At 67.8% G+C, this 16,796-nt stretch carries 12 protein-coding genes; 7 read left to right on the top strand and 5 right to left on the bottom strand.

Annotated features, from left to right (window positions below):
• Positions 1-224: 224 nt before the first annotated feature.
• Positions 225-1,229, top strand: coding sequence for a GlxA family transcriptional regulator (locus tag GGD82_RS01185; RefSeq protein WP_150060584.1), 1,005 nt, complete (start codon positions 225-227; stop codon positions 1,227-1,229).
• 123 nt (positions 1,230-1,352) lie between these two features.
• A complete protein-coding gene (locus GGD82_RS01180; RefSeq protein ID WP_150060585.1) occupies positions 1,353-2,504 on the top strand; it encodes a GlxA family transcriptional regulator in 1,152 nt (383 codons plus the stop codon).
• A 13-nt stretch (positions 2,505-2,517) separates the two neighbouring features.
• Here GGD82_RS01180 and GGD82_RS01175 read toward each other — a convergent pair whose 3' ends face one another.
• The 3 genes from GGD82_RS01175 to GGD82_RS01165 all read right to left on the bottom strand — a co-directional run bounded on the left by GGD82_RS01175 (position 2,518) and on the right by GGD82_RS01165 (position 5,529).
• Complete coding sequence (locus GGD82_RS01175; protein WP_150060586.1) at positions 2,518-3,324, bottom strand: enoyl-CoA hydratase-related protein; 807 nt, start codon at positions 3,322-3,324, stop codon at positions 2,518-2,520.
• A 15-nt stretch (positions 3,325-3,339) separates the two neighbouring features.
• Positions 3,340-4,776, bottom strand: coding sequence for a metalloprotease TldD (gene tldD, locus GGD82_RS01170; RefSeq protein WP_150060587.1), 1,437 nt, complete (start codon positions 4,774-4,776; stop codon positions 3,340-3,342).
• Positions 4,777-4,839: 63 nt separating this feature from the next.
• Positions 4,840-5,529, bottom strand: coding sequence for an SOS response-associated peptidase (locus GGD82_RS01165; RefSeq protein WP_150060588.1), 690 nt, complete (start codon positions 5,527-5,529; stop codon positions 4,840-4,842).
• A 25-nt stretch (positions 5,530-5,554) separates the two neighbouring features.
• On the opposite strand from GGD82_RS01165, the gene GGD82_RS01160 reads away from it, so the two are divergent.
• Positions 5,555-6,358, top strand: coding sequence for an SDR family NAD(P)-dependent oxidoreductase (locus GGD82_RS01160; protein ID WP_150060589.1), 804 nt, complete (start codon positions 5,555-5,557; stop codon positions 6,356-6,358).
• Between the two features lie 20 nt (positions 6,359-6,378).
• Here the strand turns inward: GGD82_RS01160 and GGD82_RS01155 are convergent, their stop codons facing one another.
• Positions 6,379-7,674 carry an RsmB/NOP family class I SAM-dependent RNA methyltransferase gene (locus tag GGD82_RS01155; protein ID WP_150060590.1) on the bottom strand — a complete coding sequence of 432 codons (1,296 nt, stop codon included), beginning with the start codon at positions 7,672-7,674 and terminating at the stop codon, positions 6,379-6,381.
• Between the two features lie 72 nt (positions 7,675-7,746).
• Entirely contained in the window at positions 7,747-8,706 is a 960-nt protein-coding gene (gene htpX / locus GGD82_RS01150) for a zinc metalloprotease HtpX (protein ID WP_150060591.1), read from the bottom strand.
• Between the two features lie 132 nt (positions 8,707-8,838).
• Between htpX and mepA the strand changes: the two genes are divergently transcribed.
• The 4 genes from mepA (at position 8,839) to GGD82_RS01130 (ending at position 16,766) form a co-directional block, all read left to right on the top strand.
• Positions 8,839-9,753 (top strand): penicillin-insensitive murein endopeptidase, encoded by a 915-nt coding sequence (gene mepA, locus GGD82_RS01145; protein ID WP_150060592.1) that lies wholly within the window; start codon positions 8,839-8,841, stop codon positions 9,751-9,753.
• Positions 9,754-9,932: 179 nt separating this feature from the next.
• Complete coding sequence (locus GGD82_RS01140; protein WP_170284105.1) at positions 9,933-11,609, top strand: L,D-transpeptidase family protein; 1,677 nt, start codon at positions 9,933-9,935, stop codon at positions 11,607-11,609.
• Between the two features lie 200 nt (positions 11,610-11,809).
• Positions 11,810-13,705, top strand: coding sequence for a propionyl-CoA synthetase (locus GGD82_RS01135; RefSeq protein ID WP_150060594.1), 1,896 nt, complete (start codon positions 11,810-11,812; stop codon positions 13,703-13,705).
• Positions 13,706-14,309: 604 nt separating this feature from the next.
• Positions 14,310-16,766 (top strand): sensor domain-containing protein, encoded by a 2,457-nt coding sequence (locus tag GGD82_RS01130; RefSeq protein ID WP_170284106.1) that lies wholly within the window; start codon positions 14,310-14,312, stop codon positions 16,764-16,766.
• The last annotated feature ends 30 nt before the right edge of the window (positions 16,767-16,796 follow it).

Raw genomic sequence — 16,796 nt, 5'->3', positions numbered from 1 at the left:
TGTGTCGCATTTAGGAGAGCGTGAACGGGCGCGACATGACTAGAACGCGGGAGACACGGCTCTGGTATATTTGCGCCATCCCGTCGCGGTCGTGATTGACTCGCAACGAACCGCTGATAACCCTTATCTGTCAGGGTTCTATGTCCGCTCAGGGGGACGATGCCAATGCCGCGCAACGCCCACGACCATGGCGCAGACGCACACGACGCGGGAGGCCCCGCGCCATGATGCCAAACGCGCCATCGACGGCCCGCCTCAAGGTCGGCTTCGTCCTTCTGCGCAGCTTCACGCTGCTGCCGTTCGCGGGCTTCGTCGATGTGCTGCGGCTGGCGGCGGACGAGGGCGACCGCAGTCGGCAAATCGAATGCCGCTGGACCACGATGACGCCGGACGGCCGCTCCCTGACGGCCAGTTGCGGCACCCGGATCACCCCGGACAGCGGCCTGATGCCGGCGGGCGGGTTCGACTACATCGTGGTGGTCGGTGGCCTCATCCATCAGGGGCCGGTGCAGGATCCGGCGGTCACCGCGTACCTGCGCGAGGCGGCGGCGGCCAAAGTGCCCCTGGTCGGCCTGTGCACCGCCGTCTTCACGCTGATCGACGCTGGGCTGATGCGGGACCGGCAGTGCTGTGTCTCCTGGTACCACTATCAGGACCTCATTCAGGCGTTCCCGGAGGTCACGCCGGTCGCCGACCGTCTGTTCGTGGTGGACGGCCCGCGCATCACCTGCGCCGGGGGGACCGGCGCGGTCGACCTGGCCGCCTGGCTGGTCGACCGCCATCTCGGCGCGGCGGCGGCCCGCAAAGCCCTCAACATCCTGGTCAGCGACGGCGCCCGGCCCGCCGACTCGCCGCAACCGATGGAGATCGGCGAGGGTACGGTGGCCGTGCGGGACCCGCGCCTGCGCCGGGCGCTCACCATCCTGGAGCACGCGCTGGCCAGCCCGCCCCGGGCGAGTGATCTGGCCCGCCGGGTCGGCCTGTCGCGGCGCCAGTTGGAACGGCTGTTCCGCGAGGAGCTGAACGCCACGCCGTCGGCCTATGCCCGCGCCGTCCGGTTGCGTCACGGCCACTGGCTGGTCACCCGCACAGGCCGCAGCGTCACGGACATCGCGCAGGAGTGCGGGTTTGCCGACGCCTCCCACTTCTCCCGCCATCACAAGGCGGCCTATGGCGCGACCCCGCAGGCGCTGCGGACGGCGACCCGCCCCGGAGCTTCGGTACCGTGACGAAACAAAGGGGTTTCCGGCACCAATCGAGTGTTTACGCGGGTCGCTCGTCCTGGATCAAATGACACACGAAACAGTGGGCGGGGCAGGAGTGGAGCGCCCCGCCATATCGGGGAGGCGTGCATGTTCAAACCCGTGGACCAGCGCCGTCCGAGGCTCCTTCAGTTTCTGCTGCTGCAACGGTTTTCCATGCTGGCGTTCACCTCGGCCGTGGAGCCCCTGCGCACGGCCAACCGGCTGGCCGGACAGACCCTGTATGACTGGGAGATCCTGACGACGACCGGCACCGCCGCCGTGGCCAGCAACGGCATTCACGTCCTGCCGGACAGCACGCTGGGCGAGGAGCGCCCTGACGCCGATGCCGTGGTCGTGTGCGCCGGGCTGGGGATGGAAGGCTACGACTCGCCGGAGGTGACCCGCTGGCTGCGCAGGCATGCCCGCCGCGGCGTCCCCGTCGGCGGCCTGTGCACGGGCCCGCTCGCGCTGGCGGCGGCCGGGCTGCTGAAGGGCTACCGCTGCACGATCCACTGGGAGAACGTCGAGAGCTTCGTCGAGCAGTTCCCGGATCTCGCCATCACGGCCACGCTGTACGAGATCGACCGCGACCGCTTCACCTGCGCCGGGGGCACATCCGCCCTCGACATGATGATCGCGATCATCCGGGAAGAGCATGGCCGCGCGCTGGCGGTCCGGGTCGCGGACGCCCTGATTCACACCGGCCTGCGCCATCCGGAGGACCCACAGCGCGTTGCCCTGCGCGAGCGGATCGGGGTCAGCGATCCGAAGGTCCTGGCCGCCATCGCGCATATGGAAGCGCACCTCGAAAACCCGGTGCCGGTCGAGGTTCTCGCCAGTCAGATTCGCGTATCGCACCGCCAACTCGAACGGTTGTTCCAGAAGCACCTCGGCGCGTCACCGTCGCGCTATTACCTGCGCCTCCGACTCCAGCGGGCGCGCTCCCTGCTGGCCCAAACCTCGATGACCGTGCTTCAAGTCGCGGTCGCCTGCGGGTTTTCCTCCGCTTCCCACTTTTCGAAGTGCTATCGGCAGGAGTTCGGGCAGGCGCCGCGCCGCTGGCGCTTGGCCCCCGAGCCCCTGCGAACCACGCCGACCAGCGGCACAGCGCCATCGGCGCCGCTCCCGGACGATGCCCCCGCCGACGTCGTCGACGTGCCGTTGGCCGTTGAGTTGGATGTCCTGAATGACCTCGATCCCGCCGGGGAGCGAGCGACACTGCCCGACCCCGGCGATGACCCGTCCACGCCGGCCCCCTGAAAGCCCCGCGACGCTAGCGCCGCGTCATCCGGTCCAGCATCGCCCCCACGGCGGCGGCATGTTCCGGCTCGTTGTGGCACTGGCCCTGGAAGCAGGCGCACAGGTCGAGGAAATCGGGCAGCGCCATGCGATGGGCGCTTTTCAGCAGGCGCTTGGTCATCCGCGCCGCTTTTGGGGGCTGGGCGGCGATCCGCGCCGCCAGCGCCTCCACCCGGGGCATCAGATCCTCCGGCGCCGTGACTTCAAGGACCAGCCCGAGGGCCAAGGCCTCCTCCGCGTCGAACACCCGCCCGGTCAGCGTCAGTTCCGCCGCGCGCTGGTAGCCCACGAGTCGTTGCAGGAACCATGCCCCGCCGTCACCGGGAATGATGCCCAGGGACAGGAAGGTCTCGCCGAAGCGGGCGCGGGTGGAAGCCACGCGGATGTCCGCCATGCAGGCGAGATCAAAGCCGGCCCCGATGGCCGGGCCGTCGACGGCGGCGAGGATGGGGACTTCGGCCGCCTCCAGCGCCAGCGGAATGCGCTGGATGCCGCGCCGGTACCGCTCCGCGACCGTGGCCGGATCGCCCGCGAAGTCGCCGGCACGCTCCACCATGTCCTTGACGTTGCCGCCGGCGGAAAACGCTGCGCCGCTGCTGCGCAGGACCAGCACCGAGACGTCGTCGACGGCCCGGTTCACCCATGCCGCCGTGGCGCAAATGTCGTCGATCAGGCCGGTTCCGGTCAGGGCATTGCGGACATCGTCGCGGTCCATCGTCAGGACCGCGACCCGATCCGCCACCTCCAGGCGGGAGTCCCTGAGGGCCGGCCGCTCGGTCATCGTCCGCGCCCGTCCCTAGGCCGCGCTGGTACCGCCGACCGTCAGGCGGTCGATCAGCATGGTCGGCTGGCCAACGCCCACCGGCACGCCCTGCCCTTCCTTGCCGCAGGTCCCGATACCGGGATCCAACGCAAGGTCGTTGCCGATCATCGACACCCGGGTCATCGCCTCCGGCCCGTGCCCGATCAGGGTGGCCCCCTTGACCGCCGGCCCGATCTTGCCGTCCTCAATCAGGTAGGCCTCGGAGGCGGAGAAGACGAACTTGCCGGAGGTGATATCGACCTGTCCGCCGCCGAAATTCACGGCATACAGCCCTTTCTTGACGGACTGGATGATCTCCGCCGGATCCTTGTCGCCAGCCTCCATCGTGGTGTTGGTCATGCGCGGCAGAACGGGGTGCGCGTGCGACTCTCGCCGGCCGTTACCGGTGGGCGCCACGCCCATCAGGCGGGCGTTCATGCGATCCTGCATGTAGCCCTTCAGGATACCGTCCTCGATCAGCACGGTGCGGGAGGTCGGCGTGCCCTCGTCGTCCACCGACAGGGAGCCGCGCCGGTCCGCCAGCGTGCCGTCGTCCACCACCGTGACACCAGGCGCCGCCACCCGATCGCCGAGCCGCCCGCTAAAGGCGGACGTCTTCTTGCGGTTGAAGTCGCCCTCCAGGCCATGGCCCACGGCCTCGTGTAGCATCACGCCCGGCCAACCGGACCCGAGCACCACCGGCATTTCACCGGCCGGCGCGTCGATGCTCTCCAGATTGACCAGGGCCTGCCGCAGCGCCTCGTCAACGGCCGCCTGCCAGCGCTCTTCGGTGACGAACGACTCGTAGCCCATGCGCCCGCCGCAGCCGTAACTGCCGCTTTCCATGCGCTCGCCCTGCTTCGTGACCACCGCCACGTTCATACGCACGAGGGGGCGGATGTCGGCCACGGCCTCGCCGCCCGGCCGCAGGATGTAGACGGCCTGCCATGAGGCGGAGAGGCTCGCCATGACCTGGGCCACGCGCGGATCCTTGGCGCGGGCGTAGGCGTCGATGGCCGACAGGATCGACACCTTCCGATCCATGCCGAGCCCCTCGATCGGGTTCGCGTCGGTGTACAGGTGCCGGTTGGTGCGCTGCGGCGGCAGCGCCAGCGTGCCACCGGAACCGGTGCGCACCGCCTTCACCGTGTCCGCCGCGCGGGCGATGGCCTGATCGTCCAGCAGGGTCGCATGGGCGAAGCCGACGGTCTCGCCCTGCTCGGCGTGCAGACCGAAGCCCTGCGCGGTGTCGAAGCTGGCACTGCGGATCCGGCCGTCGTCCAGCGAAAAGCCCTCGGACTGGCGGTATTCCAGGAACAGCGCGCCGTCGTCGCAACCGGCCAGCGCGTCGTCGACCAACGCGCCGACGCGCGCGCGATCCAGACCGGCGCGGTCGAAGAACAAGGCGGTGACCTGGGCGTCATGGGGCATGGGGCGGATCTCCAAGGCATGATGGAAGAACGTGCCTAACAGATCCGACCGCCGCGCGCGAGATCAAGGCCCGTTCGTGAACAGGTCCGGCGACGCGGCGGGGCGGTTCGGTCCGTGTGCCGCGTCGGCTGGCTGGGTGATCTCAAGCGCATCGTCCCACGCCAGCAGGCACCCCCGCACGTCGTCGAACGGCACCGTCGGATCCAGCCAGGCCGCTTCCGCCTCCGGCCCGGTCAGAAACGCGGGCATGCGGTGATGCAGGTCCGCCATCGCCGCCGTGGCCGCCCGTGTGATGACCGCGAACCGGCCGGCGTCGTTCACCAACCCGGCCATCGCCCACACCGGGGCGTCCGTCCGTGCGCTACGGTGGCGTTGCTTGCGCCCCCGGCCTGTCGCTCCCGACCATTCGAAAAACGCCGTCATCGGCACAAGGCAGCGGTTCCCGACGAACGGCCGGAACGTCGGCTTTTCGGTGAGAGACTCGGCACGCGCATTGATAAGCGGTTTCGTATCCCACTCCACCGCAAAGCCCCACGGCAAGGCGATCGGCACCCGCCGGGGTCCGATCACGGGGACCCGATCGGTCGGCCGAACCTCCGCGCGCGGCAAACCATCCAGCACGGCCCGGGTCGCGGCGTCCTCATCGGGCGGTGCGGTCAGGCCAAAGCGTGCCTCAAGATCGGCGGGCACCACATTGAGTTCGAAACGAGAGCACATGCCGAGTAGGATGAAGCCACCGTTTTCGGACCGCAAGGACCTCCCGCAAGGATCACCACCGATGACCGACGCCAATGACCCCCTCGCCTGCCCCGTGGATCACACCGCCCTGAAAGGGGATACGCCGAAACACGCGGGGCGCTCCGTCCTGATCACGGGAGCCAGCCAGGGCATCGGTCACGCCATCGCCGCGCGCTTCATGGAGGAAGGGTGGCGAGTCATTACCTGCGCTCGCCGCGACGTGCCCGCGCACTGCCGCCGGGATCCCCTGTGGACGCACCACTTCGTCGCCGATCTGGCGCAGCCGGACAGCCTGGACAACTTCGCCCGGCAGGCGAACGAGGCCCTGGGGGACGAGCCGTTGCACGCCCTCATCAACAACGCCGGTGTCTCGCCCAAGACCCCCTACAAGGAGCGGCTGGGTATCCTGAATGGCTCTATCGACGGCTGGCACGAGGTGTTCGAGCTGAATTTCTTTGCCCCGCTGCGGCTGGCCCGCGCCATGAGCGTCAAGCTGTCGCGCGGCAAGGGGACGGTCATCAACATCACCTCCATCGCGGGGCATTTCGTGCACCCGTTCGCGGGCTCGGCCTATTCGACGTCGAAGGCCGGCCTGTCGGGCCTGACGCGCGAAATGGCGGCGGAGTTCGCCCAGCTTGGCGTGCGCGTCAACGCGGTCGCGCCGGGTGAAATCGCCACGGAGATGATCAGCGAGGAGTACGAGGCCCTGATCCCCCGCATTCCGCTGGACCGCATGGGGTCGGTGGCGGACGTCGCGGGCGTGGTGTTCCGCCTGTGCGACGCCGATTTCAGCTACGTGACCGGAAACGAGGTGTTCGTGGACGGAGGCCAGCGGTTGCTGTAGGGCCGGGTCCAGCCGGACACTCAGGCCGAGCGCGTCAGCCGGGCGGCATAGAACCCGTCCATGCCCCCGGCTTCGCCAAGGTGACAGGGCAGCGTGCGCAGGTCGCCCGCCGGGGTGATAAGGTCGGGCAGGCCACCGACCTCCTCCGGTGCGATGGGATCGCGCGCCAGATCCGAATGGCGGGTCAAAGCCACCTCCACCACGGCGGCCCCCTCCTCCGGCTGCAACGAGCATACGCAGTACAGCAACGTCCCGCCGGGTCGGACGAGATCCCGCGCCGCGTCCAGCAACACCGCCTGGGTTTCGGCGAGCCCCGTCACGGCGCCGGGGGTCTTCAGCCACAGCGCATCGGGATGACGGCGCAGCGTGCCGGTGGCGGAGCATGGCGCGTCCAGCAGCACGGCGTCGAACGGGCCGCCCTCCGGTGTCCAAGTCCGCGCATCGGCCGCCACCACGGTGGCGCTCAGGCCGGCGCGGGAGAGGTTGTCCCGCACCCGGCCCAGGCGTCCCTCGGAGCGGTCAAGCGCCACCACATCGGCGCCCATCGCGGCCAGTTGCAGAGTCTTGCCGCCGGGCGCCGCGCACAGGTCCGCGACGCGCTGGCCGGGCTGTACCCTCAGCAGCGTGGCGGGCAGCGCGGCGGCAGCGTCCTGCACCCACCACGCCCCCTCGGCAAAGCCCGGCAACTCGGGCACCGACGCATGATCAGCCGGCAGGCGCAGGCTACCCGTGGGCAGCACCGTCGCGCCAAGGCGCTCCGCCCAGGGCGCCGCCTCGGACGGGTCGCGCAAGGTCAGGTCGAGCGGCGCGGGATGAAGGTGAGCGGTAGCGATGGCGCGGGCCTTGGCCTCGCCGTATCCCGTGGACCAGGCCGACCAGAGCCAATCCGGCGTGTTGCGGCGGGGCGCATCGAGGGATTGCCACCACGCCCGCCCCTCCCGGTCCAGCCGGCGCAGGATGGCGTTGACGAGAGCCTTGTGCCCCGCCTGCTTCGCCGCCACGCACAGGTCGACGGCGGTGGTCACGGCGGCATGGGCCGGCATCTCCAACACCAGAAGCTGCGCCGCGCCCAACCGGAGTACATGGCGCACGGGACGGGCCTTCGCCGGCAGCGGCCGATCAAGGCAGCGATCCAGGAGCGCGTCCAGACACCCCAGGTGACGGAGAGTCGCGGCGACGAGGGAATGCACGAAGGCGCGGTCGCGCGGCTCCAGGTCCCCGACCGCTCCGCCCAGCACCTCGTCGAGGGGGCGTTGCTTATCGAGGACCTGGCGCAGCACGGCCAGAGCGGCGAGACGGGAGCGGACGACGGTCATGGGCGGTCAGTACGCCCGCCCACCGTCCGGGTCAAGATGGGCTCAGGACCCACCTTCCAATCAAACGCCACATTACCCCCAGGGGCCGCGCCGCCGACGGGAGGCGCCGCCCGTGCTCGGGATACGGGAGGCCGCCGCCGACGCGCTCATGCCGCTGCCCCCGGCCGCCGTCGGCGCCGAGACCGACCCGGTGCCGCCGTGCGCGGCCATGGACCGCAGGGCGCGCACGCGGTTCGCGGTGGACGGGTGGGTGCTGAACAGGCTGTCGTGCTTGTGGGCGTGCAGCGGGTTGACGATGAACAGGTGCGCGGTCGCCGGGTTGCGCTCCGCCGCGTGGTTGTCGATAGAGCGGGATCCACGCTCCAGCTTTTCCAGGGCACTGGCCAGCCACTCGGGATTACCAGCGATGCGCGCGCCCTCGGCGTCCGCGTTGTACTCGTTGTGTCGGGAGATCGCCATCTGCACGATCATGGCCGCGATCGGCGCCAGGATCGCCACCAGCAACGCACCCACGATCCCGAGCGGATTGTCCCGGTTGCCGCCGAAGAAAAAGGCGAAGTTCGCCAGCATGCCGATCGCCCCGGCGATGGTGGCCGTGATGGTCATCGTCAGGGTATCCCGGTGCTTCACATGCCCCAGTTCGTGCGCCATGACGCCCGCGACCTCCTCGCGGCTCATCATGTTCAGCAGGCCAGTGGTCGCGGCAACAGCGGCATTTTGCGGGTTGCGCCCGGTCGCAAATGCGTTCGGTTGCGCGGTGTTGATGATGTAGACCTTCGGCATCGGCAGGTCGGCCCGCCGCGCCAGGTCCCGGACCAACCCGACGAACTCGGGTGCCTCCCGCTCGGAGACCTGCTTTGCGCCGTGCATCGACAGCACGACCTTGTCCGAGTTCCAGTAGGCGAACCCGTTCATGCCCAACGCGACCAGAAACGCCAGGACCATGCCTCCGGCGCCACCGATCATATAACCGACGGTCAGGAATAGGCCGGTCATGGCGGCCAAGAGAAATGCGACACGCATGAACGACATGGATCGTCCTCCCGGTGGAGATTCTGCGCTGGGGAGATAGGGTCAAGCCCGGTGCGTGCAACTAAATTCCTGGTAAGCTGAGCGGTGGCCGCGCGCGCGAAACGCCGGTCCGTTGTATGGGCGGAGGAAACCATGCGGTGGAGCACGATCCGGCGTGCAATGGCTCTTGGCGTCGTCCTTCTGGGAGTCGCCTTTCTATGGCTTGGTGGCCTGACCAGCGCGCGCGCCCAGCAGGACGACTGGTCGCGTCAGACCACCCCGGCCCCTGGCCCGGCGCGGGCGATCGGGACCTACACCGAGGGCTGTCTCTCCGGGGCGGTCGCCTTGCCGCTGCATGGAGCGGGCTACACGGTGTTGCGCCCCCAGCGGCTGCGCTATTTCGGGCATCCCCACCTGATCGCCGTGGTGCGGGACTTGGCCGCTTGGGCGGACGCAAACGGCTGGGGCACCCTGCTCGTCGGCGATCTGTCGCAGCCCCGCGGCGGCCCGATGAGCTTCGGCCACGCTAGCCACGAGATCGGGCTGGACGCTGATATCTGGCTGCGCCTGCTGCCGCCCGGCCAGCGCCTGTCGCCCGAGGACCGGGACGACCCTACGCCGGTCTCGATGGTGCGACCCGGCGCGGGAACCGCAGACCCAACCCGCTGGACCGCAACGCACAGCGCCCTGGTCCGGGCCGCCGCGCAGGACCCGCGCGTGGCCCGGATTTTCGTCAACCCGGCGATCAAAGCCACCCTGTGCGACGCCTTTCCGGCGGACGAGCCCGAAGACGCGGCGTGGCTACGGAAAGTTCGCCCGTGGTACGGCCACGATTCCCACATGCATCTTCGGCTGTCCTGTCCGACCGACAGCCCGTCGTGCCGGGAACAGGACCCCGTGCCGCCCGGCACGGGGTGCGACCCGCCGACGTTTGCTTGGTGGGCGGAGCAGATCGCAGCCCGTCAAGCCGCGCAGGCCGACACCACGCCACCGCCCGCCCGGCCCCCTGTTGCACGACCGCCGCAATCCGTGCCGCCCGATTGTTCCGCCGTGTTGTCGGCTCGATAACCCAGGGGCACATATCTATAGTGACACACGGATTCTCCGGCCGGATGGGCACGGGATCCGGTGTTGCTTTCGGGTTACATGCGCGGCGTTTGAGTCCGCGCCAGTCGGTCGGTGGGTGGATGAACCGCACAACATATACGAGATTCTTCGGCGCTGCATCGCGTTGGCGAGCCGGTGCCGTGGCCGCCGGGTCGGCCGCGCTGGCTTCGGCCCTCCTGGCCGGCTGTGTGACCGCCCCCCCGTCTAATGGGCCGGACGACCTGGGACCGATCCTGCTGGCGAGCCTCCAGTCCGGTCTCGCGCCTAGCCCCACGAGTCCGGCCCGGACTGAGGCCCTGGCCGACACGCTGCAACGCCACCTGTCCGCGCCTTCGGGATTCGAAAGCCCAAGCGCCGCCTATGCTGCGGCGTTCTATCAGGCGCGGGCCTTTGCCCCGGCCTGGACCGATGCGTCCGGCCCTACGGCGCGGGGACACGTGGTGCGCGAGGTCTTGAGCACCGCCTGGGCCGATGAGATTTACGGCCTGACCGTCCCCCCCGCGCCCACACCGCCACACGACGGACCGCTGTCGCCCGACGCCATTGTCGAACACGACATCGCTCTATCCGGTGCGCTCGCGGACTATATAGACAGAGCCACTGCGCGTCGTCCGCCCTGGGCATCGCCCCTGCTCGGTGGCGTAACCGGGGCCATGGCCGAAATCGCGGTGGAGGACGTGACCGACGCCGCGCCCGGACGCCTGTTCCATATCGTGGCGGAAAACGATCGCTTCGCCCGTCTCCGGCGCGGTCTGCTTCAGTATCAAGCCCTGGTCGACGCCGGGGGATGGCCGGCCGTGAGTCCGGACGGCCCCAAGATCGAACCGGGCGGCCAGGATCCCGAGATCCGCGCCATCCGCGCCCGGTTGCGGGCCACCAACGATCTACCGCCGCCCGTTCCGCCGATGCTGACGGCGGATGCATCAACTCTCGATCCGAGCCTTGAAGTGGCCGTGCGGCGGTTTCAGGCGCGGCACGGGCTGGCGGTCGACGGCACGATCGGCCCGCGCACCCGCACCGCCCTGGCCATGCCAGTCGAACGGCGCGTTCAACAGATGGCGCTGAACCTCCGTCGGCTGCGCGATATGCCGCCGGCCCCGGATGGGCGTTCGGTCGAGGTCAATATCGCCGGCGCCACCCTGGACGGCCGGGACAACGGCGTCACGGTCTTTCAGACCGACGTCATCGTCGGCATGCGGGACCGCCCGACCCCACGGTTAAGCAGCGCGATCAACCAGCTTGTGCTCAACCCAACCTGGACGGTACCCACGAGCATCGCCGAGAAGGATATCCTGCCCAAGCTGCGCGATGACCCGGGATATCTGGCCGCGAATGGATTCCAGCTCTTCGACGGCTGGACCAGCGCGGCCGCCGAGATTGACCCCCTGACGGTTGATTGGGACGCGCCGAACGTCAACATCCGGGCGATGCGTCTGCGGCAAGCTCCCGGCGGCGGCAACGCACTCGGTCGTATCAAATTCCTGTTTCCGAACCAGCATGATGTCTACCTGCACAGCACGCCCAGCCACGGGCTGTTCGGGCGGTCCCTGCGCACCTTCAGCAGCGGATGCGTGCGGGTGCGCGATCCGCTGGATCTGGCCGTCTTCATTTTGAATGAACCGGACACCTGGACGCGGGAGACTCTGGCGGCCCGCATCCAAAGCGGCGAAACCCGGACCCTGCGGCTCGCGCATGCGGTTCCCGTGTCGATCATCTACCTGACCGCGTGGGTCGCGGAGGATGGAACGATACAGTTCCGCCGCGATGTGTACGACCTGGACGCGCGCTCCCTGGCGGCGAACCCAGACGTGTCCTGAATCGCCTCCGCCGTCGAACGGGTCTGTCGCGAACGCGAGGGCCCGCGCATTCATTGTTGCTTTTACCGTCATGGTGCGCAATTTTGCTGTCCCTCCCGGCTGGCGATGCCATCCGGGCGACCGATTGAAGCGGCCTGCCCCGGGGTTTTCGCCGGACGGGCCACCCGATCTACCTGGACACACCCAGCGGAGCGCGCGCCATGGCTGACCCGTATCAAGAAGCCCACAGCTTGTCCCTCGAGGACCCGGCAGCCTTCTGGGGCAAGGCTGCCGAAGACATCCATTGGGTCAAGCGGTGGGACAAGGTCCTCGACGACTCCACCCCCCCGTTCTACCGCTGGTTCGTGGGCGGTGAGTTGAACACCTGCTATAACGCCGTCGACCGTCATGTCGAGGCGGGCCATGGCGAGCGGGCCGCCATCATCCACGACAGCCCGATCACGGGCACCAAGCGCACCATCACCTACGCCGAACTGAAGCAGCTCACCGCGTCGTTCGCGGGCGTGCTCGCCGATCAGGGTGTGACCAAGGGCGACCGCGTCATCATTTATATGCCGATGGTGGCGGAGGCCCTGGTCGCCATGCTGGCCTGCGCCCGCCTGGGCGCCGTGCATTCGGTGGTGTTCGGCGGGTTCGCCGCCAACGAGTTGGCCACGCGCATCAACGACGCCAAGCCGAAGGTCGTGGTCGCCGCGTCCTGCGGTCTGGAGCCGAACCGCGTGATCGCCTACAAGCCGCTGCTGGATGAGGCGATCCGGCTCGCGGCGCACAAGCCCGACCGCTGCGTTATTCTTCAGCGGGAGCAGGCGATTGCCGAGTTGATTCCGGGCCGAGACGTGGACTGGCAAGAAGCGGTGTCGACCGCGCGGCCGCACGACTGCGTGCCCGTCCTGGCGACCGATCCACTCTACATCCTGTATACGTCCGGCACCACCGGGCAGCCGAAGGGCGTCGTGCGTGACAATGGCGGCCATGCCGTGGCGCTGAAGTGGACCATGAAGGCCATCTACAACGTCGAGCCCGGCGAGGTGTATTGGGCCGCCTCCGACGTGGGCTGGGTCGTGGGCCACTCCTACATCTGCTACGGCCCGCTGCTGCACGGCTGCACCACCGTCGTGTTCGAGGGCAAGCCCGTTGGCACGCCGGATGCCGGCACGTTCTGGCGCGTCATCAGCGAATACAAGATTCCGATGCTGTTCACGGCGCCGACGGCCTTCCGCGCCATCAAGAAGGAAGACCCGACCGGCGAGTTCCTGAAGAAGTACGACCTCAGCCACTTCCGGACGCTCTATCTGGCCGGCGAACGCGCGGATCCCAACACCATCACCTGGGCGCAGAACCAGCTCAAGGTGCCGGTCATCGATCACTGGTGGCAGACGGAAACCGGCTGGGCCATCGCGGCCAACTGCATGGGACTCCAGGAGTTCCCGGTCAAGCTCGGCTCGCCCACCAAGGCGGTCCCCGGCTGGAACGTCCAGGTCCTCGGCGAGGACAAGGAACCCGTCGCCCCCGGCCAGATCGGCGCCCTGGTGTGCAAGCTGCCCCTGCCCCCCGGCACCCTGACCACCCTGTGGAACGCCGACGACCGGTTCCGTCAGGCCTACATGGACGAGTACCCGGGCTACTATAAGACCGGGGACGCCGGCTTCGTGGACGAGGAAGGCTACGTCTACGTCATGACCCGGACCGACGACATCATCAACGTCGCCGGACATCGCCTGTCGACCGGCGCCATGGAAGAGGTTCTCGCCAATCACCCCGATGTCGCGGAGTGCGCGGTCATCGGCGTGCACGACGACATGAAGGGCCAAATGCCGCTCGGCTTCATGGTCCTGAAGGCCGGCGTGACGCGGGACGCCGACACGATCGTCGCTGAGGCCGTCAAGATGGTGCGCGAGACCATCGGTCCGGTCGCCGCCTTCAAGAAGGCTCTGATCGTCGGCCGCCTGCCCAAGACGCGCTCGGGCAAGATTCTGCGCGGCACCATGCAGAAGATCGCCGATCACGAGGACTTCAAGATGCCGGCGACCATCGACGATCCAGATATCCTGCCGGAGATCGAGGATGCGCTGAAGGAGATCGGCCTGGCCCGCTAACGCCAGCCCCCCGGATAACGGACGGGGGAACGCCGACGACCCAGCATCCGACCGGAACGCGGGGCTCTCCAATCGGAGGCTCCGCGTTTCCGTTTTCGGGAGCCTCGGGCTTTTGGTTCACGGGAATGCTCCGCGCCTCTCAGGACCACGCCCCACACTCATGGCAGTGTCGCGCACACTACTTTTCCGGCATTTTTAATACATGATAGCCCTAAAAATTAGTATGACTGTGGATTGGGGCCAAATATCAGACCTGTTTTTTACGAAGTATCAAAAGTCGGCCGGTATCATTGTGTCCCGCTTCGCGGGCGGAGCGTCCAGTGCAAAGGATTAAATTGAATTTTTCACTTCAATCGACAAAAATGCAGGTGATATGCAAGGGGCTTGAGACTGGACGTGGTGTCGCGGCGGCTGACACGCGCGCACTGCGGCGAAACGACAGGGGAGGGCTGTTGTGACGCTCACGGAGAGACCCGGCATCGTTGCGGATGGCGGCTCGTCCCGTTCCATGACGCACTGTCGGTGTATCGGCGAGACAACGGGGGCCGCGCCCTGTCCCATTGGTTTACCGACATGGCTGACCTGCCGGGACATTGTGGACCATATGGACGCAGGCTTGGCCGTCATCCGCGATGGGGTGGTTCTATGTGTCAATCGGGGCTTCGCCCGCCTCGCGCGCCGCAAACCTGACCATCTGGTCGGACGCCACCTTGACGCCCTGTTCCTGGAGGACGACCGCGCGGCCCTCGTTCAGGCCTTGCAGACGGCCGTGACAGTCCCGGAGACCAGCCCCGACCCGACCGACCGCGAGAATGAGGCGCCCGAGCGCCTGCCTTCCGTCTTTCGGCTGCGCCGGCTCGACCGCGACACGGCGGTCAGTGTCACCATGCAAATGGTCCGTCTAACCCCCATCCGCCCCGAAGACACCGAAACGCCAATGGTCCTCGTTGCGCTCAACAACGCAACGCGCGAAACCGAAATGGCGCAGGCCCTGCGCGACAGCGAGGCCCGGTATCGCGGCCTGTTCGAACATGCGCTTGAGGGCATCTATCAGACCACGCCGACGGGGCAGTACATCACCGTGAACCCGGCCATGGCGCGGATCCTGGGCTTCGAGCGCCCGGAGGATCTCATCGCCGCCCGCGATGACATCGGGCAGCAGACCTATCTGGACCCCGACGTCCGGCACCGCTTCACCGACATGATCGTTACGGACGGCGTCGTCGAGCACTTCGAAGCCCAGGTCCTTCGCAAGGACGGGTCGGTCATCTGGGTGACCGAAAACGCCCGCTGCGTCCGCGACCAGAACGGCGAGATCGTGGCCTATGAAGGCACGATGGCCAACATCACGGAGCGCAAACAGGCCGACGCCGACCTGCATTTGATGGCCAAGGTCGTCAACAGCGTGCACGAAGGCATCGTCATTATCGACCGGGATTGCCTGATCTGGGGTGCCAACGAGGCCTACCAGCGCATGACGGGGTATGACGCCGCCGACCTTCTCAGTCGCCCGGCCCGCCTGACCACGCCCGAGTTGCATGAACCCGATTTCGAGGCGGCCATTCTTGAGGAGGTGGAACGCAGCGGGCACTGGGTCGGTGAGGTTTGGGGCCAGCGGCGCAACGCCCCCCCCTTCCCCATGGAGATGTCCGTTTCGGCCGTGCGGGACCGCAAGGGCGACCTCACGCATTACGTGTCGGCCTGCACGGACATCACAAAACGCAAGCGCGATGAGGAGCATATCCGCTTCCAGGCCAACTACGACATGTTGACCCACCTGCCGAACCGGTACCTCATCATGGACCGGCTGGAGCAGGCCATCCTGAAGGCACGGCGCGACGGCACGCGGGTCTGCGTGCTGTTCCTCGACCTGGACCGGTTCAAGAACATCAACGACCTGTACGGCCACGCGGCGGGGGACGAAATCCTCAAGCTCGTAGCGCGGCGCCTTCGGCAGGTCGTGCGCATGTCGGACACCGTGGGGCGCTTGGCCGGCGACGAGTTCATCGTCGCGCTGACCGACGTCGCAAGCGGCGATATCGGCGATCAGGTCGCCGAAAAGATCATCGAGGTGCTGTCCGAGGCCTTCCTCATCCTCGACGCCGAGCTGTTCTGCCTGCCGTCGATCGGCGTTACCTATTTCCCGGACCAGGCGGACACCGTCGAGGAGCTGCTGCGCAACGCCGACATCGCGATGTACCACGCCAAGCATATGGGTGATCGCCGCTTCGTGGCGTACTCCGAGGACATGGCGCAACGGTCCATCGAAATGATGAACCTGGAGAACGACCTGCGCCATGCGTTGAACCGCAACGAGCTGGAGCTGCACTACCAGCCGAAAGTCGCGGGCAGCCGACACCATGTGGTGGGCGTCGAGGCGCTGATCCGCTGGCGCCATCCCCGGCGCGGCCTCGTGGGTCCGGGTGAGTTCGTGCCGCTGGCCGAGGACTCGGGCCTCATCATTCCCATCGGACGCTGGACCCTCGCGACGGCCTGCGAGCAGTACATGCGCTGGCGGGCCCAGGGCATCGCCCCGCCCAGTATCTCCGTCAACGTCTCCATGCGGCAGTTCACGGATTCGTCGTTGTTGGAAAGTGTGCGCGAGGTTCTGGACCGCACCGGCGTGCCCGCCGGCTGCCTCGACCTGGAGATCACTGAAAGCGTCATGACCGGCGACGTCGAGCGGGCGGTCGCCACCCTGAACGCGCTCAAGGCGCTGGGGGTAACCCTATCGATCGACGACTTCGGCACCGGGTACTCGTCGCTGAACTACCTGAAGACGTTCCCGATCGATACGTTGAAGATCGATCAGACCTTTGTGCGGGACGTCAGCCACGACACGAAGGACGCCGCCATCGTCACCACCATCGTTACGTTGGCCCGGAACCTCGGGTTCAACGTGGTGGCGGAGGGCGTCGAATCTCAGGAACAGCTCGATTTCCTGTTGGCGAGCGACTGCGGCCTGTTTCAGGGCTATTTCGTCAGCCGCCCCTTGGCGGCGGCCGACTTCACGCTGTTCCTCCAGACCTGCCAAACAGATCGCCAGCACGCCCAAGCCTGAGGCCCGGAAACACAGGGCCGCCCCGCACCG

This window comes from Roseospira marina (assembly GCF_014197855.1).
GTDB classification, from domain to species: domain Bacteria; phylum Pseudomonadota; class Alphaproteobacteria; order Rhodospirillales; family Rhodospirillaceae; genus Rhodospira; species Rhodospira marina.
Note: the sequence above shows the minus strand (reverse complement) of the source record. Positions and strands in the feature narration are given on the sequence as shown.